We start from the raw sequence: 16,568 nt of genomic DNA, 5'->3' as shown, positions 1-16,568 counted from the left end.
CACATAATCAAAATGCCACTGCGACAACTGCCTAAAGAGCGACATGTATTCTTTGCTTTTGGCGTGATACTTCGACGTATTCGGCTGAATGATGTCCACAACGCGAACTTGGCAGCAGATGTGATACTTGTCCCCATAGGCCTTTTTGAGCACCTTGAAGACGTCACGCTCGGTGGGGGTCATCAGGTGGGTACGGGCGATATAGGCATCGCCCTGGTCCATCAGTTCTTCCGAGTAGTTCCGGTCGCTTTTCTCTCGCTTGGCTTCAGGGTTCACCACCGGCACTTTGGGTGGCTGGGAGGCATCCTCGGCCTTCCGGCGACGCCGATCGCGTCGTCGCCTGTTTCCCGAGCCCAGCAGCTTACCGAGGGAAGAGCGGTAGAAGATGATCTTGAGGATGGTGAGGGCTGCCATGAACAGCACCCCATAGATGGCGAACTTCACGGCAGTATTCGTGAGTTCCTGCATGGCCTGTTCCATGGCCCGCCCCTCCGTAGTTTATCGTCGTTGTCCACAGCCAGGTGATGACACGCTCGACGCGGGCATTCTTCCTATCGGCCTTATCGGGCATCAGGACTGAAGGTAATTTAGCCCTCACCGGATACTCTGACAACGTGGCGCGGCCGAACGGGCATAGTCGAAGGGGATGGCGGTCAGGGTCTCCCAGCGCCACCACAGCGGCTTCACAGGCGCCGTCACGGCCTTCTCGGCGTCATGGTGCGGCTCAGGCTTGCCGGCCGTCACACGGTTGCAAGAAACCGGGGATAGGATGGGCCCTATCACGAGGTGACACGTGATATGGATCTGGCTTGGGAAATGCCGAGATTCCGGCTCGCCGTCTGGCGGGCCGTTTTTTTGCCCGAAGGAAGGATATCCACACCCGCCGCCGGCGAAGGGGCTGGGAATAGTTGCGCGACGCATCGTGCAGACACAAAAAAACCGCCTTCGAGGGGCGGTTCTCATGTCGCTAACACAGTGAAAGCAAATGGTGCCGGCACCAGGAGTCGAACCCGGGACCTACTGATTACAAGTCAGTTGCTCTACCAACTGAGCTATGCCGGCAACGGCGCTTGCAACCACTGCAGGAGGAGCGTGCCCTCCTGAGCGAGAAAAACCGTGAACCTTCGTTCACGGCTTCTCGAAAACTTATGTTGGCGTGGCTGGGGTAGCAGGATTCGAACCTGCGCATGCCGATACCAAAAACCGGTGCCTTACCGCTTGGCTATACCCCAACGTGGTGGCCAGAGACGGAATCGAACCGCCGACACGGGGATTTTCAATCCCCTGCTCTACCGACTGAGCTATCTGGCCCTCGCCAACGGTGCGTATTAAACCGTAATGGCCCGCTGTCGTCAACTCTTTTCGATTCAAAAAGTTGGAAGACGGCCGCAGGCCCCGTCACGCCTACTTTTCGGGCGGCACGTAGCCTTCCGCCTGATCGGTCTGCTCGTTATCGAGGAAGCGCTCCAGCTGCTCCATCAGGTACTCGCGGGCCGAGGGCTCGAGCATGTTGAGGTGCTTCTCGTTGATCAGGCGGGTCTGCAGGGCCTGCCACTCCTCCCAGGCCTGCTTCGAGACGCTGGCCTGGATCTCCTGACCCTTCTTGCCGGGCAGCGGCGGGAACGGCAGGGCCTCGAGTTCTTGCTGATACTTGCGGCAGAAGACGGTCTGGCTCATCGGTCATGGCTCCTGGGATGAGGAAGAATGGGGGGCGTCCTGGACGCTCAGGGTGAAGGGGCGCAGCGCGTCCAGCAAGCCTTTCACCGGGGCGGCCAGGCCGATGCTGTCCGGCTCGGCGGGATCGAACCAGCGCCGCGCCTCGCCCACGCCGTCGAGGCGGCTCACCCGCGCCGGCTGCGGGGTGATCTCGAGGCGGAAGTGGCTGAACACGTGGGTGAAGGCCTCCCAGGGCGCTTCCAGGCTCGCACCGGGGGCATGGTGGTCGAGCCAGGCGCGCAGCTCCAGCGAGGTGTCGAACTGCGGCAGGCTCCATAGCCCGCCCCACAGGCCGCTGGAGGGGCGCTGCTCGAGCAGCACCCGCCCGGCCTCGTCCTGCAGCAGCAGCATGGTGGTGGTGCGGGTGGGAATGGCCTTCTTGGGCTTGGACTCGGGAAAGCGCTTCTGCTCGCCCCGGGCCCGGGCCACGCACACGTCATGGAAGGGGCAGCGCTCGCAGTCGGGCTGGCCGCGCCGGCACAGGGTGGCGCCCAGGTCCATCATCGCCTGGGTGAAGTCGACCACCCGGCGCTCGGGGGTGTAGTGCTCGGCGAGGCCCCACAGCTCGCGCTCCACCGCGGGGCGGCCGGGCCAGCCTTCCACGGCGTGCAGCCGCGTGAGCACGCGCTTGACGTTGCCGTCGAGGATCACCGCCCGCTGGCCGGTGCTCTGGGCGATCACCGCGCCGGCGGTGGAGCGGCCGATGCCGGGCAGCGCGGCCATGGCGTCGAGGCTGTGCACCGGGAACTCGCCGTCGTGTTCTTCCACGACGACCCGGGCGGCCTTGTGCAGGTTGCGCCCGCGGGCGTAGTAGCCGAGCCCGGTCCATAGATGCAGCACCTCGTCCTGCTCGGCGGCCGCCAGCGAGCGCACGTCGGGGAAGCGTTCCATGAAGCGCTCGAAGTAGGGAATCACGGTGGTGACCTGGGTCTGCTGCAGCATGATCTCCGAGACCCACACCCGGTAGGGGGTGCGCTCGTGCTGCCAGGGCAGGTCGTGGCGGCCGTGGACGTCGAACCACTCGAGCAGGCGTTGCTGGAAGGTGTCGCGAGGCAGGATGGCGGGGGGCGTCTCCGTCATGGGTATTTTCTCGGCACGAAAAAAAGCGCCGACTATAAGAGTCGGCGCAGGGACTGGCTATTGCTTGCTCAATTGAAGAGACCATCGAGGGCGTCGCGAAGTTCCCGACGCGAATCCTCGCCGATGCGTTCGTCGAGTTTTTCCATCGCGCCGTCGAGGCTCTCGCGCAGCTTGTCGTTGGCCCGCTGGGAGGCCTCCTCGCGCAGCAGGTCGCCCAGCGTGGAGCGGAAGGCGTCGCGGTCGAAGCGGCACCACTCGCCGCTGTCGCCGCCCAGCTGGCCCTCGCAGCGCACCGGGAAGGGCACGTCGACCAGCCGCCGATTGACCTCGCAGGCGCTGTCCACGTCCTCGCCGGTGAAACGGGCGTTGGCGCGCAGGTCGAAGCGCTCGCTGGTCAGGTCGAAGCTGCCCTCGCCGCCCAGGCCGATGCCGGGGATGGCGACGCTGAGGTCGTCGCTCTCGGCCACGCCGTCGCGGATGCGGAAGCTGGCCTCGGCGCGCTGGAAGCGGGTGTCCGGCGCCCAGTCGCGGCTGGTGCTCTCGCCTTCCAGGCGTGCGGTGGTGGTGCACAGCTCCTGGGAGACGTTGACGCCGGGCAGGCGGCCCTCGGCCAGACGCGTGGCGAGCCGGCCGTTCAGGGCGCGCTTGAGCTCGGGCACGCTGTTGCCGCGGGTCGTCAGCTCGCCCTCGGCGTTGAGCTGGCCTTCCAGCGGCGCCGGCTCCTCGCCCAGCGAGGTCAGCAGCGAGCCCAGGCGCAGGTTCTCGACCCGCGGCGACAGCTGCCAGCGCAGCGGCGTCTCGCGGGCGTCCAGCTCGCCGGTGGCCGAGAGGCGGCCCTCATGGAGGCCGGACGCGAAGTTCACCAGCCGCTGGCGGCCGTCGTCGCCGGCCAGCGTCAGGCTGACGTCGCTGAAGCTCTGGCCCATCAGGATCAGCTCGTCGAGGCTCAGCTTGGCGTCGAGAGAGAGCGCGGCCAGCCAGTCGGCGGGCAGCAGCGCCTGCTGTTCGTCCTGGGCCAGGGCACGGCCCACGCCCGGCAGGCTCGGGCCGCCGGCGGTCTCGGCGGAAGGCTCACTGGCCGGCAGGTAGTCGTCCATGTTCAGACGATCGCCCTGCAGGTCGGCCTCCAGACGGGTGCCGTCGAGGCGGGCGCCCAGGCGGCCGTTGAAGCGGCTGCCGTCGAGCTGGAGGTTCAGGCCGTCGAGGGTGACGTGCGTCAGGTCGCCCTCGATCGGGCTGGTCAGCGCCACCTCGCTCAGGGCCGCGTCGTCGGCCATGTCCGGCAGGGCATCGAAGCGCTCGAGCCAGGGCCGCAGCGAGAGCTCGGCGAGGTTCAGCTGGCCCTGGTAGGCGGGCGCCTCGGCCAGCTCGGTCAGCGCCAGGTTGCCCTGGAGGTCGAGGCCGTCGGGGCCGCTCAGCGCCAGCTCGCTCAGCCGGGCGCTCTGGGCGGCCAGATCGGCGTCGAGGCGGAAGGCCAGCGACAGCGGCAGGCGCTGCTCGCCCAGCCGGTCGTCCATCAGGCTGGCTTCCAGCAGGCCGCCGTTGACCCGCACCCGGTCGCCGGAGAGGTCGAGCACCAGCTCGTCGGCGTCGAGCTCGAGCCGCTGGGCCTCGTCGGCGCCGTCGAGGCGGGTGCTGGTCTCCAGCGCCAGCCCCTGAAGCACGTGGCGCCCCTCGGCCAGGCCCAGGCTGACCTGGGTCTCGAGGCTCAGCTCGCTGGCCAGGCTCGGCGTCTCGGCGCCCGGCTCGTCACGCAGCGCGACCTCGAGGCTGGCGCTGAGCGGGAAGGGCCGATCGGGATTGACGTTGCTGCCGGTGATGTCGACGCCCGAGAACGTGACGTCGCGCCCGGCCTGGGCATCGCGGTAGGCGATGTGGCCGTCGCGCACCTGCACGCTGGCGATGTTCAGCGCCACGTCCAGGGCGCTGGCATCGGCGCTGGGATTGGGCCCGGCGCTGGCCGGCGCCAGCACCGACTCGGCCTGTTCGCCGCGGTTGCGCAGCCGCTCGATCAGCGCCTCCCAGTTGCCGCGGCCCTCGGCGTTGCGCTCGAGGTCGAGGTCGAGGCCGTCGAGGGTCAGGCCGTCGATGGCGATCTCGCCGCGCAGCAGCGGCGCCATGGCCAGGCTGACCTCGGCGTGGTCGAAGGCGGCGAAGGGGGTCTCCTCGGCGGACTGGCCGGGCAGGCGCGCCTCGGCGGTGGCCACGCCGACGCCGAGGCGCGGATAGAAGGACCAGCTCAGCGGGCCCTCGAGCTCCAGCTCCAGGCCGCTGTGTTCGCGCACGACGTCGACCAGCCGCGGCTTGAGATCGTCGGGGTCGAAGAAGGTGGTGATGAACACCACGGCGCCGACCAGCACCAGGCCGAGAACGCCGATGGAGGCCAGCAGGGTACGCAGGATTCGCTTCATTACCCGGCTCCTTTGGGCGAGAGATCCATTTCGAAGTAGTCGCCGGCCTGGGTCAGCCGGTAGCCCATGCGGGTCAGCAGCACCTGGTCGGCCATGGGCAGCTGGGAGGACAGTACGCGCAGCCGGCGGCCATCGGCGTGGGCGGCCTCGCCGGTGAGGGCCAGCAGCCGCGAGCCGACGCCGCGGCGGCGGGTGGTCTCGCGCACGCACAGATGCGACAGCCACCAGGCCTGGTCATCCGGCGATACGGCCAGCGCCCCCAGCAGGCGGTCATTGAAACGGGCACAGAAGAAGAAGCGCTCGGCGACCAGATGATCGTCGACGAATTGCTCGGGCGGAGCCGGCAGGCGCTCGGTGGGGGCATCGGCGTAGATGCGGGTCAGATCGCTGCGCACCTGGGCATCCGCTTCCCAGATCGCTTGATCGACGCGCTGTAGCGTGACCGGCATGCAGGTATCTCCCTGAAAGAGGCAGGCCTGGCCTGCCGCATGGTGGGGGCATTGTAGCGGATGGGGGTAGCGTTTCACTATAATGGCAGCCTTGCAACGGCGGGGCCGCCCCGTCTTTCCGCCCCGACGGCGACCCCCATTTCGACACGCGCCCAGGCGCTGGAGACCCGACATGTCCGAGCGTATCGCCACGGTCACCCGCGACACCAAGGAAACTCAGATCACGGTCACCGTGAACCTCGACGGCAAGGGCCAGCTGGTCTGCGAGACCGGCGTGCCCTTCCTCGACCACATGCTCGACCAGGTCGCCCGCCACGGGATGATCGACCTGGAGATCAAGGCGGTGGGCGATCTGCACATCGACGATCACCACACCGTCGAGGATCTCGGCATCACCCTGGGCCAGGCCTTCGACCTGGCGATCGGCGACAAGCGCGGCATCTACCGCTATGGCCACGCCTACGTGCCGCTCGACGAGGCGCTGTCGCGGGTCGTGGTAGACTTCTCCGGTCGCCCGGGGCTGTTCATGGACGTCGAGTTCACCCGCGCCAGCATCGGCCGCCTGGATACCCAGCTGTTCTGGGAGTTCTTCCAGGGCTTCGTGAACCACGCCAAGGTCACCCTGCACATCGACAACCTGAAGGGCTTCAACGCCCACCATCAGGCGGAAACCATCTTCAAGGCCTTCGGCCGGGCGCTGCGCATGGCCGCCGCCGAAGACCCGCGCATGGCCGGCCAGATGCCGTCCACCAAGGGCAGCCTGTGATCCCGCCGACCGACACGAGGAGCGTCCCATGACCATTGCCGTCATCGACTACGGAATGGGCAACCTGCATTCCGTCGCCAAGGCACTGGAACACGTCACCCACGAACACGTGGTGGTGACCCGCGACGCCCGCCGCATCCAGGGCGCCACGCGCCTGGTGCTGCCCGGCCAGGGCGCCATCCGCGACTGCATGGGCGAGCTCGAGCGCACCGAGCTGCGTGGCCTGGTCGAGGAGCTGCTGGCCCAGCAGGCCAAGCCGCTGCTCGGCATCTGCGTCGGGCAGCAGATGCTCCACGAGCGCAGCGAGGAGAACGGCGGCGTCGACTGCCTGGGCTTCATGACCGGCCAGGTGCGCCGCTTCCCGGCCGACATGCGCGATGACATGGACCATCGCCTGAAGGTGCCGCACATGGGCTGGAACCTGGTGCGCCAGCGCCACGACCACCCGCTGTGGAAGGGCATCGACGACCGGGAGCACTTCTACTTCGTGCACAGCTACTACGTGGAGGCCGGCGAGGACGCCCAGGTGTTCGGCACCACCGACTACGGCCGCGTCACCGCCCACGTGGCCACCGGCCGCGATGCCACCTTCGCCGTGCAGTTCCACCCGGAGAAGAGCTCCCGGGCCGGACTGCGGCTGCTGGAAAACTTCGTGCAGTGGACGCCCTGAGCGGCGACCACGCCTGCGACAGTTCAAGGGCGCCCGACCCCGCGCCCCTTACAATTTACAGGGCGCCCGCTGACGCGCCTGCGACAATTTCCAAGGCGCCCGCTGACGCGCCTGAGACAACTTCAAGGGCGCCCGCTGCCGCGCCTACGACAACTTTCCAGGGCGCCCGCTGAGCGCCCGTAGAGGACTGGACATGCTGGTAATCCCCGCCATCGATCTCAAGGACGGCAAGTGCGTTCGCCTCAAGCAGGGCCGGATGGACGATGCCACCACCTACGGCGACGATCCCGTGGCCATGGCCGCGCGCTGGGTCGAGGCCGGCGCCCGCCGCCTGCACCTGGTCGATCTCAACGGCGCCTTCGAGGGCGAGCCGGTCAACGGCGAGGCGGTCACCGCCATCGCCCGCGCCTACCCCAACCTGCCGATCCAGATCGGCGGCGGCATCCGCTCGGCCGAGACCATCGAGCACTACCTGGACGCCGGCGTGTCCCAGGTCATCATCGGCACCAAGGCGGTCAAGGAACCGGCCTTCGTCACCGAGATGTGCAAGGCCTTCGCCGGCCACGTGATCGTCGGCCTCGATGCCCGCGACGGCTTCGTCGCCACCGACGGCTGGGCCGAGGTCTCGACCCTGAAGGCCACCGAGCTGGCCAAGCGCTTCGCCGACGACGGCGTGTCCTCGATCGTCTACACCGACATCGCCCGCGACGGCATGATGGGCGGCGTCAACGTCGAGGCCACCGCCGAGCTGGCCCGCGAGGGCGGCCTGCCGGTGATCGCCTCCGGCGGCGTGACCAACCTCGACGACCTGCGCGAGCTGATCGCCGCCGGCGAGCCGGGCATCCTCGGCGCCATCACCGGCCGCGCCATCTACGAAGGCAGCCTGGACGTGGCCGACGCCCAGGCACTGTGCGACCGCCTCACCGGCCAACGCGACGGGAGCTGACACCATGGGACTCGCCAAGCGCATCATCCCCTGCCTGGACGTCGATGCCGGCCGGGTGGTCAAGGGCGTGAACTTCATCGGCATCCGCGACGCCGGCGACCCGGTGGAGATCGCCCAGCGCTACAACCAGCAGGGCGCCGACGAGATCACCTTCCTCGACATCACCGCCAGCCACGAGGATCGCGGCACCACGGTGGAGATGGTCGAGCGCATCGCCGGCGAGGTCTTCATCCCGCTGACGGTGGGCGGCGGCATCCGCACCTGCGATGACATCCGCACCATGCTCAACGCCGGCGCCGACAAGGTGTCGATCAACACCGCCGCCGTGCACAACCCCGAGTTCGTGCACGAGGCCGCCGAGCGCTTCGGCAGCCAGTGCATCGTGGTGGCCATCGACGCCAAGAAGGTCTCCGCGGAAGGCGAGGCGCCGCGCTGGGAGATCTTCACCCACGGCGGCCGCCGCCCCACCGGGCTCGATGCGGTGGAGTGGGCGAAGAAGATGGTCGACCTGGGCGCCGGCGAGCTGCTGCTGACCAGCATGGACCGCGACGGCACCAAGATCGGCTTCGACATCGGCGTGACCCACGCCATCTCGGAAGCGGTGAGCGTGCCGGTGATCGCCTCCGGCGGCGTGGGCAACCTCGACCACCTGGTCGAGGGGGTGAAGGACGGCGGCGCCGACGCGGTGCTGGCGGCCAGCATCTTCCACTTCGGCGAGTACACCATCCCCGAGGCCAAGCGGTACATGGCCGAGCACGGGATCGAGATGCGGCTGTAACGGTCGCACGCTCGGACACACGAAGGGCCCGCCAACTGGCGGGCCCTTCGTCGTTGTGGCCGGCGCGCGGGCGACTACTCCTCGCCGCCGAGCCCCAGGTTGCTGACGCCCTCGTTGCGGCCCAGCCGGCGCAGGGCCTTGAGGCCGTCGCGGCCGAGCTCGCCTTCCACCGCCTCGAGCACCGCGTCCTGGAAGCCGTTCTCGTCTTCCATCAGCGGATGCTCGCGCACGATGGCGGCGAGGCGTTCGCCGTCCTCCTCGCCCTCGGTCAGCTCGATGAAGGCGCGCACGCCGCCGCGGGACGTGCGGCTGACTTCCAGCACCGCCTCCGGCGAGTCGCCGCGCAGGGTATCGAGCAGCGACGAGATCGCCACCACCGCCTCCAGCGCGCGGCGGGCGCCGAAGCTGTCGTCCTCGGCCGGCGGCTCCAGCTCGGCCAGCTTCTCGGCCTGGCGGTCGAAGTCGATGCGCGCGTCCTTGACCGCCAGCCGCTCCCAGACCAGATCGAGCACGACCCGCAGCGCCCTGGGGTCGCCATGGCCGGTGGCCTCGGCGTAGAAGGCGTAGTTGGGCAGCAGCCGCTCGCACAGCGCCGCCATGAAGGCCTGCTGACGGCGCGGCTCGAGCCGCTGCAGACGCTGAAAGAAACCGCTCATGGATTCTCCTTGGAATATCGCTGTTTCGGCATCGTCCCTGTGCTCACTCAAGGCCAGAGCCGTTCGGGGGCCACTCTGCCCCGCGCATCGAACGCCACGCCCTCGTCGATCAGCCGCCGGCGCTGCTCGTCGGCGCCGGGATGGTCGGCCAGCTTGCGCGAGGCGGTGATCACCCGGAACCACGGCAGGCCGTGGCCGCTGGGCAGCTCGCGCAGCGCCCGGGCCACCAGCCGGGGCGTGCCGCCCTCGGTCATGGCGGCGATGCGCCCGTAGGTGGTGACCCGCCCCGGGGGGATCTCGGCCAGCACGGTCAGTATCTGTTCCTTGAGGGCCGCGTTCATGTACCCTGCCTTTCCTGATTTTCTGCTGATATCGGCGAGGCCGCCCGCATGCACGTCCATCTGCTTCAGCACAGCCCCCATCTGGGACCCGCCCGCATCGGCGACTGGCTCGACAGCATGGGGCACAGCCACACCGTGTTCCACCTCGACGAGGGCGAGCTGCCGCCGCGGCCCGGCGACGTCGAGGCGCTGATCGTGCTCGACGCCCCCGAGGGCGAGGCGCCCGCCGCCTGGGATCGCGGCGAGCGCAAGCTGATCGAGCGCATCCTGGACGGCCGCCAGCCGCTGCTCGGTATCGGCCACGGCGCCCGCCGCATCGCCGAGGCGCTGGACGCGCCGGTGTCCCGCGGCACCCTGGCCGAGAGCGGCTGGCAGACCGTGACCCTGGCCGCGGCCAGCCCCTTCGATCTGCCCGAGCGCTTCGAGGCCTTCACCTGGCATCGCCAGATCTTCGCCCTGCCCGAGGAGGCCCTGCCGCTGGGCGGCACCGCGGCGAGTCCGCTGCAGGGCTTCGCCTGGGACGCCGGCCGGGTGGTCGGCCTGCTGTGCCATCTGGAGGCCACCGCCGAGAGCGTCACCGCCATGCTCGACCACCTGACGCGCCCGGAGGGCGACGCCGAGAGCCCCTATCGCCAGGATCGCGAGGCGATGCTCAACGATACGCGGCGCTTCGACCGCCTGGCACCGCTGCTCGACCGGGTGCTCACCCAATGGGCCAGGCACGCCACGATGCGCTGACCCTGTCTCCTCGCCTCAGGCCGAGGCGGTGGCGCTCGGCCGGGGCGAAGATTCGGCCTCGGCGACCCAGTCGCGGGCGAAGGCCAGGCAGCTGTCCCAGTCGCCCACGTGGAGGAAGCGCTGGTCGTCGTGCTTCTCCAGCTGGTAGCGATACATGGGGTCGTAGTATTCGGTGAGCAGCGGCGCCAGCCAGGCCTCGTGGGCCTGGCGATTGCCACGCTCGTGCTCGCGGAAGGCCAGCGCCTGCAGGCGCTGCAGCCGCGCCAGCCGGGCGCCGCCGAGACGCTTCCTGAGCCGCCCCAGCGCGCCGGACAGCTGCTTGCGCATCAGCGCCCAGCCCAGCCAGTCGCCGAACTGCTGGCGATAGACCGCCCACAGATCGTCGATGTAGTCCTTGTGGATCTGCGCCAGGCGCCAGTCCAGCGGCATCTCGACGCGAATCCGCGGGGCGGCCTCCATCCCGCGCCAGAAGGTCAGCGGCACGTTGGCCGAGCCGATGTGGCGCGACTCGTCCTCCAGCACCAGCGGCCCGGGCAGCTCCAGCAGCCGCAGTCCCATGGCGTGCTCGAAGTCGATCTGCGACGGCGCCGGCAGCGGATGACGGCCGAAGGCCGAGCCCTTGTGGCGCGCGCAGCCCTCCAGGTCCAGGCCCTGATCCAGGGCGGTGATCAGCGAGGTCTTGGCGCAGCCGGTCAGCCCGCCCACCACCAGCATCGGCCGCTCGGCGGCGGCGTCGATGTGCGCGCACAGCGCCTGGCGCATGGCCTTCCAGCCGCCGCGGATGCGCGGCCGGGTAATGCCGGCCTCGGCCAGCCACTGCTGGGCGACCTGGGAGCGCAGCCCGCCGCGGAAGCAGTAGACGATGGCGTCGGGATGGGCCTCCAGCTCGCGCCGCCAGGCGTCGACCCGGGCGGCCTTGATGCCGCCGCTGACCAGCCGCTGGCCCAGTTCGATGGCGGCCTGCTGGCCCTGCTGCTTGTAGGAGATGCCGACGAGATGACGCTCCTCGTCGTCCATCAGCGGCAGGTTGAGCGCCCCGGGCAGCGCGCCCTGGGCGAACTCCACCGGGGCACGCACGTCGATCAGGGTCCGACCCTCGCGCAGCAGCGCGAGGTCCGGCTCGACCAGCGGCAGATTCATCCCTTCACCTCGATGCGCGTCTCGCCGCGCTCGGCGATCACCTCGCCGAACGGCTCGAGCTCGAGGCCGTACTGGCGGCCGACGCGCTCGACGTCGTCCTCCCAGGACGGATGCACCGACAGCAGCAGGCCACCGGAGGTCTGCGGGTCGCACAGCCACTGCCAGTGGGCGTCGTCCATGGCCGGCAGGGCCTTGCCCAGGGCATCGCGGTTGCGGGCACTGCCGCCGGGCACCGCGCCCTGACGGCGGTAGGACTCGGCCTCGGCCAGACGCGGCAGGCGACGGAAGTCGATCCGGGCGGCCACGCCGCTGGCCTCGCAGACCTCGCTGAGATGGCCGGCCAGGCCGAAGCCGGTGACGTCGGTCATGGCGTGCACGCCGGGCACCTTGGCCAGCTCGGCGCCGATGCGGTTGGAGGCGAGCATGGTGCGCCGCGCCAGGCCCTGGTGGCCGGGCTGGATCAGGCCCTTCTTCTCGGCCGTGGTCAGCAGGCCCACGCCCAGCGGCTTGGTGAGATACAGCAGGTCGCCGACCTGGGCGCCCTTGTTGAGCTTGAGGTGCTCGAGGTCGACCAGGCCGTTGACCGACAGGCCGAAGATCGGCTCCGGGGCGTCGATGGAGTGGCCGCCGGCCAGCGCCAGGCCCAGCTCGCGGCAGACCGCCTGGGCGCCGCCGACCACGTCGCCGGCGATGTCGGCGCCGAGCTTGTCGAGCGGCCAGCCGAGGATGCCCAGCGCCATGATCGGCGTGCCGCCCATGGCGTAGACGTCGCTGATGGCGTTGGTGGCGGCGATGCGGCCGAAGTCGAAGGGATCGTCGACGATCGGCATGAAGAAATCGGTGGTGGCGATCATGCCGCGGCCGTCGCCCAGGTCGTAGACGGCGGCGTCCTCGCGGCCCTGGTTGCCGACGATCAGCCGCGAGTGGCTGGCCCCGGGCCCGGCCTTGGCGAGGATGCCGTCGAGGACGTCGGGGGCGATCTTGCAGCCACAGCCGGCGCCGTGGCTGTACTGCGTCAGGCGGATGGCACTCATCACGGTCTCCTTGGCGTCGTTTTCCGGCATTCTACATCACAGCGCCCCCGCCCCGTCGCTGGACGACGATTTCACGCTTCGCGGGGTGGGCGCCTAGAGCGCTTCCAGCGCATCGGCCAGCTTGTCCACGGGCACCACTTCCATGCCCTCGGGCGAGTGCTTGGGCGCGTTGCCGCGCGGCACGATGGCGCGCCGGAAGCCGTGCTTGGCGGCCTCGACGATGCGCTCCTGGCCGCTCGGCACCGGGCGAATCTCGCCGGACAGGCCGACCTCGCCGAACACCACCAGCTCGCGCGGCAGCGGCCGGCTCTGCAGGCTCGACACCACCGCCAGCAGCACCGCCAGGTCGGCGCTGGTCTCGAGCACCTTGACCCCGCCGACCACGTTGAGGAACACGTCCTGGTCGCCGGTGAACAGCCCGCCGTGGCGATGCAGCACCGCCAGCAGCATGGACAGGCGATTCTGGTCGACGCCCACCGCCACCCGCCGCGGGTTGCCCAGCGCCGAGTCGTCGAGCAGCGCCTGCACCTCGATCAGGATCGGCCGGGTGCCTTCCCAGACCACCATCACCAGGCTGCCGGGCGCCTGCTCCTCGGTGCGCGACAGGAAGATGGCACTGGGGTTCTTCACCTCCTTGAGGCCGTGCTCGAGCATGGCGAACACGCCGAGCTCGTTGACCGCGCCGAAGCGGTTCTTCTGCCCGCGCAGGGTGCGAAAGCGCGAGTCGGCGCCGCCCTCGAGCAGCAGCGAGGCGTCGATCATGTGCTCCAGCACCTTGGGGCCGGCCAGGGTGCCGTCCTTGGTCACGTGGCCGACCAGCAGCAGCACGGTGCTGGACTGCTTGGCGAAGCGGGTCAGCGCCGCGGCGGACTCGCGTACCTGGGCCACGCCGCCCGGCGCCGAGGAGATGTCCTCGAGGTGGGTGGTCTGGATGGAGTCGATGATCAGGATATCGGGCCCCTCGCGCTCGGCCACGCCGAGGATGGTCTCGATGCTGGTCTCGGCCAGCATCTGCAGGCCCTGGGTGGGCAGCTGCAGGCGGTGGGCGCGCATCGCCACCTGGGACAGCGATTCCTCGCCGGTGACGTAGAGCACCTTGCGCTGCTGGGCCAGCTTGCAGGCGGTCTGCAGCAGCAGGGTCGACTTGCCGGCGCCGGGATGGCCGCCCAGCAGCACCGCCGAGCCCGGCACCAGGCCGCCGCCCAGCACCCGGTCGAATTCCTCGAAGGTCGAGGACAGCCGCGGCACCTCGCTGAGGTCGACGTTGGCGAGATCGATCACCTCACGGGAGACCGCCCCGGCATAGCCGCCCCGCCCCGCCGAGCCGCCACCGCCGCCATGGCCCGCGCCGGGGCGGGCGGCCGACAGCCGGACCTCGCTCAGGGTGTTCCACTCGCGGCAGCTGGTGCACTGCCCCTGCCACTTGCTGTACTCGGCACCGCATTCGGTGCACACGAAGGCGCTTTTCGCTTTGGCCATGGGATGTCCGACGACGGTTGCTCTGGAATGGTGGGCCGGTGGGCCCAACGACGAGGGGCGGCCCGTCGGCCGCCCCTCGCTGCTACGCGTTGCGCTGCCTTACAGGCGCTTCAGGCGCAGCATCTCGTTGTTCTGGAAACGGCGACGCTGGGGGTCGATCAGTTCCAGGGTCTGCGGGTCGAGGCGCAGGAAGAAGTAGGTCTGGCCCTCGCCCTGGGGCGTCAGCTCATAGACGGTGGCATCGGGATTGTCCGCGGTGCCGTCGAGCAGCTGCCAGCTACCTTCGTAGTTCTCGTTCGGCGGGTTCTGCGGGTGGCCACGATAGGAGGCCTGCAGATCGAAGGTGCGATCCGCGGCAGGGCTCTGGGCATCGCCCATCATGGTCACGTTCAGGTCGATCCCTTCACAGTTACGGCAGGGCAGCGTGCCCTGGTAGGTGCTCTGGGTCGCCTCCATTCCGGGCTCGGTGCCCTGCCCGCCTGGGCCACCCGCACAGCCCGCCAGCAGGGCAAGCATCGCGGAACCGGCCAGCAACGTCCTGATTTGCATATTCGTCCTCCTAACCAATGGGCATGACGCCGCCTTTCACGGCAGCCTGCCTCACAGCATAACCTCTTGTGGGAACAGCGCACAGCCCGAACGCCACCGTGTTCCACCAATGCGCGGCGGCCCCTGGCGAGCCGGCTTGCGCGGGCGCCGCGAGCGGGCGACCATGACCCGATTGCCCCACGATCCGAGAAGTGACGATGAGCAAGTTCTGGAGCCCCAAGGTCCGCGAGCTGACGCCCTATGTTCCCGGCGAACAGCCGCGCGAGCGCCTGATCAAGCTGAATACCAACGAGAATCCCTATCCGCCGGCGCCGGGCGTCGAGACGGTGCTGCGAGAGTTTCCGGCCGACCATCTGCGCCGCTACCCCGATCCCGAGTCGCACGGCCTGCGCGAGGCGCTGGCCCGGGAGTTCGGCGTCGGGGTCGACCAGGTGTTCGTCGGCAACGGCTCCGACGAGGTGCTGGCCCTGGCCTTCCAGGCCTTCTTCGCCAACGGCCGCCCGCTCGAGATGCCGGCCATCACCTACAGCTTCTATCCGGTGTACTGCCGGCTCTACGACGTGGAGCGCCGCACCCTGCCGCTGGACGCCGACTGGCGCGTCGACCTGGACGCTTTCTCGCCGGACGCCGGCGGCGCCATCTTCGCCAATCCCAACGCGCCGACCGGCCACGGCCACGGCCGCGAGGCGATCGCCGCGCTGCTCGAGCGCCTCACCGAATCGGTGGTGCTGGTCGACGAGGCCTACGTGGATTTCGGCGGCGAGAGCAGCATCCCGCTGATCGAGCGCTTCCCCAACCTGCTGGTCACCGGCACCTTCTCCAAGTCGCGCAGCCTGGCCGGTCTGCGGCTCGGCTACGCGGTGGGCTCACGCGAGCTGATCGAGGGCCTGGAGCGGGTCAAGGACTCCTTCAACTCCTACCCGGTCGACAGCCTGGCGAGCGCCATCGGCGTCGCCGCGCTGGAGGATCGCGAGCACTTCGACGCCTGCCGCGAGGCGGTGATCACCACCCGCGAGCGCACCCGCACACGCCTCGAGAGCCTCGGCTTCCAGGTGCTGCCGTCGCAGAGCAACTTCCTGCTGGTGCATCACCCCGAGCAGGATGCCGCCCAGCTGTTCGTCGGCCTGCGCGAGCGCGGCGTGCTGGTGCGCCACTTCAACACCGAGGCGCTGAACGGCTGGCTGCGCATCTCCATCGGCACCGAGGACGAGATGGACAGCCTGGTCGAGGTGCTGGAAGAACTCTGCCGCTGATCCGGCCTTGAGCGTCAGGGGCGTCGCTCGACGCCCCTCGCCCAGCCCCGCCGGACCGACTCTCCCGACGATACGAGCCCTCCATGGCCGACTCACGACTGCCCCTGAGCCGCGTGCACCACGTGGCGCTGATCACCGCCGACTACCCCCGCGCCAGACGCTTCTACCTCGAGGTCATGGACGCCGAGATCCTCAACGAGGCCTATCGCGAGGAACGGGATAGCCACAAGCTCGACCTGCGCCTGCCGGGCGGCATTCAGCTCGAGCTGTTCTCCTTCCCCTCGCCGCCGCCACGACCGAGCTATCCCGAGGCCTGCGGGCTTCGCCACCTGGCACTCGCCACCTCCGACCTCGACGCCTGTGTTTCCCTGCTCGAGGCCCGCGGCGCGACGCCCGAGCCGATTCGCGTCGATGAGTACACCGGCGCGCGCTTCACCTTCCTGGCCGATCCCGACGGCACGCCGATCGAGCTCTACGAAGTCGCCGACTGATCCATCGTTTCCTTCGAACCCAAAACGCCCCGCCCTCTCGCAGAGGACGGGACGTTTTTTGGCGAGCGTGC

The 16,568-nt window shown here is 69.3% G+C and carries 18 protein-coding genes and 3 tRNA genes; 7 read left to right on the top strand and 14 right to left on the bottom strand.

Features of this window, described 5'->3' with window-relative positions:
* The 8 genes from UYS_RS17635 to UYS_RS0216380 all read right to left on the bottom strand — a co-directional run.
* A partial coding sequence (locus tag UYS_RS17635) for a DUF2726 domain-containing protein (protein ID WP_040478785.1) occupies positions 1 to 480 on the bottom strand: 480 nt, incomplete at its 3' end.
* A gap of 506 nt (positions 481 to 986) precedes the next feature.
* Positions 987 to 1,062: transfer RNA gene (locus tag UYS_RS0216410), tRNA-Thr, on the bottom strand.
* A 95-nt stretch (positions 1,063 to 1,157) separates the two neighbouring features.
* Positions 1,158 to 1,232 (bottom strand) — tRNA-Gln (locus tag UYS_RS0216405).
* Between the two features lie 3 nt (positions 1,233 to 1,235).
* Positions 1,236 to 1,311, bottom strand: a tRNA-Phe gene (locus UYS_RS0216400).
* Between the two features lie 93 nt (positions 1,312 to 1,404).
* Positions 1,405 to 1,677 (bottom strand): oxidative damage protection protein, encoded by a 273-nt coding sequence (locus UYS_RS0216395; RefSeq protein WP_016856607.1) that lies wholly within the window; start codon positions 1,675 to 1,677, stop codon positions 1,405 to 1,407.
* 3 nt (positions 1,678 to 1,680) lie between these two features.
* Positions 1,681 to 2,796 (bottom strand): A/G-specific adenine glycosylase, encoded by a 1,116-nt coding sequence (mutY, locus tag UYS_RS0216390; protein WP_016856606.1) that lies wholly within the window; start codon positions 2,794 to 2,796, stop codon positions 1,681 to 1,683.
* 68 nt (positions 2,797 to 2,864) lie between these two features.
* Complete coding sequence (locus UYS_RS0216385; protein WP_016856605.1) at positions 2,865 to 5,207, bottom strand: AsmA family protein; 2,343 nt, start codon at positions 5,205 to 5,207, stop codon at positions 2,865 to 2,867.
* A complete protein-coding gene (locus UYS_RS0216380; protein WP_016856604.1) occupies positions 5,207 to 5,656 on the bottom strand; it encodes an acetyl-CoA sensor PanZ family protein in 450 nt (149 codons plus the stop codon). The genes UYS_RS0216385 and UYS_RS0216380 overlap by 1 nt, the downstream gene beginning before the upstream one ends.
* Positions 5,657 to 5,828: 172 nt before the next feature.
* Here UYS_RS0216380 and hisB point away from each other — a divergent pair, with 172 nt between their 5' ends.
* The 4 genes from hisB (at position 5,829) to hisF (ending at position 8,816) form a co-directional block, all read left to right on the top strand.
* A complete protein-coding gene (gene hisB, locus UYS_RS0216375) occupies positions 5,829 to 6,422 on the top strand; it encodes an imidazoleglycerol-phosphate dehydratase HisB (RefSeq protein ID WP_016856603.1) in 594 nt (197 codons plus the stop codon).
* A 28-nt stretch (positions 6,423 to 6,450) separates the two neighbouring features.
* Positions 6,451 to 7,092, top strand: coding sequence for an imidazole glycerol phosphate synthase subunit HisH (hisH, locus tag UYS_RS0216370; RefSeq protein ID WP_016856602.1), 642 nt, complete (start codon positions 6,451 to 6,453; stop codon positions 7,090 to 7,092).
* A gap of 193 nt (positions 7,093 to 7,285) precedes the next feature.
* Positions 7,286 to 8,038, top strand: coding sequence for a 1-(5-phosphoribosyl)-5-[(5-phosphoribosylamino)methylideneamino]imidazole-4-carboxamide isomerase (hisA, locus tag UYS_RS0216365; protein WP_016856601.1), 753 nt, complete (start codon positions 7,286 to 7,288; stop codon positions 8,036 to 8,038).
* Between the two features lie 4 nt (positions 8,039 to 8,042).
* Positions 8,043 to 8,816: an imidazole glycerol phosphate synthase subunit HisF gene (gene hisF / locus UYS_RS0216360; protein WP_016856600.1), complete on the top strand. Its 774-nt coding sequence runs from the start codon at positions 8,043 to 8,045 to the stop codon at positions 8,814 to 8,816.
* Positions 8,817 to 8,890: 74 nt separating this feature from the next.
* Here hisF and UYS_RS0216355 read toward each other — a convergent pair whose 3' ends face one another.
* Both UYS_RS0216355 and UYS_RS0216350 read right to left on the bottom strand, forming a co-directional pair.
* Positions 8,891 to 9,472, bottom strand: coding sequence for a YjaG family protein (locus UYS_RS0216355; protein ID WP_016856599.1), 582 nt, complete (start codon positions 9,470 to 9,472; stop codon positions 8,891 to 8,893).
* Between the two features lie 47 nt (positions 9,473 to 9,519).
* Positions 9,520 to 9,813: an MGMT family protein gene (locus tag UYS_RS0216350; protein ID WP_016856598.1), complete on the bottom strand. Its 294-nt coding sequence runs from the start codon at positions 9,811 to 9,813 to the stop codon at positions 9,520 to 9,522.
* A 48-nt stretch (positions 9,814 to 9,861) separates the two neighbouring features.
* Between UYS_RS0216350 and UYS_RS0216345 the strand changes: the two genes are divergently transcribed.
* Positions 9,862 to 10,551 carry a type 1 glutamine amidotransferase gene (locus UYS_RS0216345; protein ID WP_016856597.1) on the top strand — a complete coding sequence of 230 codons (690 nt, stop codon included), beginning with the start codon at positions 9,862 to 9,864 and terminating at the stop codon, positions 10,549 to 10,551.
* A gap of 15 nt (positions 10,552 to 10,566) precedes the next feature.
* Here the strand turns inward: UYS_RS0216345 and mnmH are convergent, their stop codons facing one another.
* The 4 genes from mnmH to UYS_RS0216325 all read right to left on the bottom strand — a co-directional run bounded on the left by mnmH (position 10,567) and on the right by UYS_RS0216325 (position 14,753).
* Positions 10,567 to 11,691 carry a tRNA 2-selenouridine(34) synthase MnmH gene (gene mnmH, locus UYS_RS0216340; protein ID WP_016856596.1) on the bottom strand — a complete coding sequence of 375 codons (1,125 nt, stop codon included), beginning with the start codon at positions 11,689 to 11,691 and terminating at the stop codon, positions 10,567 to 10,569.
* The gene (selD, locus tag UYS_RS0216335) at positions 11,688 to 12,728 is read right to left on the bottom strand and encodes a selenide, water dikinase SelD (protein ID WP_394601090.1); all 1,041 of its coding nucleotides are present in this window, start codon (positions 12,726 to 12,728) and stop codon (positions 11,688 to 11,690) included. Before selD ends, mnmH begins: the two co-directional genes overlap by 4 nt.
* A gap of 90 nt (positions 12,729 to 12,818) precedes the next feature.
* Positions 12,819 to 14,204, bottom strand: a complete 1,386-nt coding sequence (gene radA / locus UYS_RS0216330; protein WP_016856594.1) for a DNA repair protein RadA — start codon at positions 14,202 to 14,204, stop codon at positions 12,819 to 12,821.
* A 99-nt stretch (positions 14,205 to 14,303) separates the two neighbouring features.
* Positions 14,304 to 14,753 (bottom strand): copper resistance protein NlpE N-terminal domain-containing protein, encoded by a 450-nt coding sequence (locus tag UYS_RS0216325; protein WP_026068633.1) that lies wholly within the window; start codon positions 14,751 to 14,753, stop codon positions 14,304 to 14,306.
* A gap of 197 nt (positions 14,754 to 14,950) precedes the next feature.
* Between UYS_RS0216325 and hisC the strand changes: the two genes are divergently transcribed.
* Both hisC and gloA2 read left to right on the top strand, forming a co-directional pair.
* A complete protein-coding gene (hisC, locus tag UYS_RS0216320; protein WP_016856592.1) occupies positions 14,951 to 16,006 on the top strand; it encodes a histidinol-phosphate transaminase in 1,056 nt (351 codons plus the stop codon).
* Positions 16,007 to 16,089: 83 nt separating this feature from the next.
* The gene (gene gloA2, locus UYS_RS0216315; protein WP_016856591.1) at positions 16,090 to 16,497 is read left to right on the top strand and encodes an SMU1112c/YaeR family gloxylase I-like metalloprotein; all 408 of its coding nucleotides are present in this window, start codon (positions 16,090 to 16,092) and stop codon (positions 16,495 to 16,497) included.
* The last annotated feature ends 71 nt before the right edge of the window (positions 16,498 to 16,568 follow it).

This window comes from Halomonas smyrnensis AAD6, assembly GCF_000265245.1.
GTDB lineage: Bacteria > Pseudomonadota > Gammaproteobacteria > Pseudomonadales > Halomonadaceae > Halomonas > Halomonas smyrnensis.
The sequence above is the reverse complement of the archived record's forward strand: the minus strand, read 5'-3'. Positions and strand labels throughout refer to the sequence as shown.

Coding starts and splice junctions, on each gene's coding strand:
- UYS_RS0216395 (WP_016856607.1), bottom strand. CDS start 1,677: ATGAGCCAGACCGTCTTCTGCCGCAAGTATCAGCAAGAACTCGAGGCC.
- mutY (WP_016856606.1), bottom strand. CDS start 2,796: ATGACGGAGACGCCCCCCGCCATCCTGCCTCGCGACACCTTCCAGCAA.
- UYS_RS0216385 (WP_016856605.1), bottom strand. CDS start 5,207: ATGAAGCGAATCCTGCGTACCCTGCTGGCCTCCATCGGCGTTCTCGGC.
- UYS_RS0216380 (WP_016856604.1), bottom strand. CDS start 5,656: ATGCCGGTCACGCTACAGCGCGTCGATCAAGCGATCTGGGAAGCGGAT.
- hisB (WP_016856603.1), top strand. CDS start 5,829: ATGTCCGAGCGTATCGCCACGGTCACCCGCGACACCAAGGAAACTCAG.
- hisH (WP_016856602.1), top strand. CDS start 6,451: ATGACCATTGCCGTCATCGACTACGGAATGGGCAACCTGCATTCCGTC.
- hisA (WP_016856601.1), top strand. CDS start 7,286: ATGCTGGTAATCCCCGCCATCGATCTCAAGGACGGCAAGTGCGTTCGC.
- hisF (WP_016856600.1), top strand. CDS start 8,043: ATGGGACTCGCCAAGCGCATCATCCCCTGCCTGGACGTCGATGCCGGC.
- UYS_RS0216355 (WP_016856599.1), bottom strand. CDS start 9,472: ATGAGCGGTTTCTTTCAGCGTCTGCAGCGGCTCGAGCCGCGCCGTCAG.
- UYS_RS0216350 (WP_016856598.1), bottom strand. CDS start 9,813: ATGAACGCGGCCCTCAAGGAACAGATACTGACCGTGCTGGCCGAGATC.
- UYS_RS0216345 (WP_016856597.1), top strand. CDS start 9,862: ATGCACGTCCATCTGCTTCAGCACAGCCCCCATCTGGGACCCGCCCGC.
- mnmH (WP_016856596.1), bottom strand. CDS start 11,691: ATGAATCTGCCGCTGGTCGAGCCGGACCTCGCGCTGCTGCGCGAGGGT.
- radA (WP_016856594.1), bottom strand. CDS start 14,204: ATGGCCAAAGCGAAAAGCGCCTTCGTGTGCACCGAATGCGGTGCCGAG.
- UYS_RS0216325 (WP_026068633.1), bottom strand. CDS start 14,753: ATGCAAATCAGGACGTTGCTGGCCGGTTCCGCGATGCTTGCCCTGCTG.
- hisC (WP_016856592.1), top strand. CDS start 14,951: ATGAGCAAGTTCTGGAGCCCCAAGGTCCGCGAGCTGACGCCCTATGTT.
- gloA2 (WP_016856591.1), top strand. CDS start 16,090: ATGGCCGACTCACGACTGCCCCTGAGCCGCGTGCACCACGTGGCGCTG.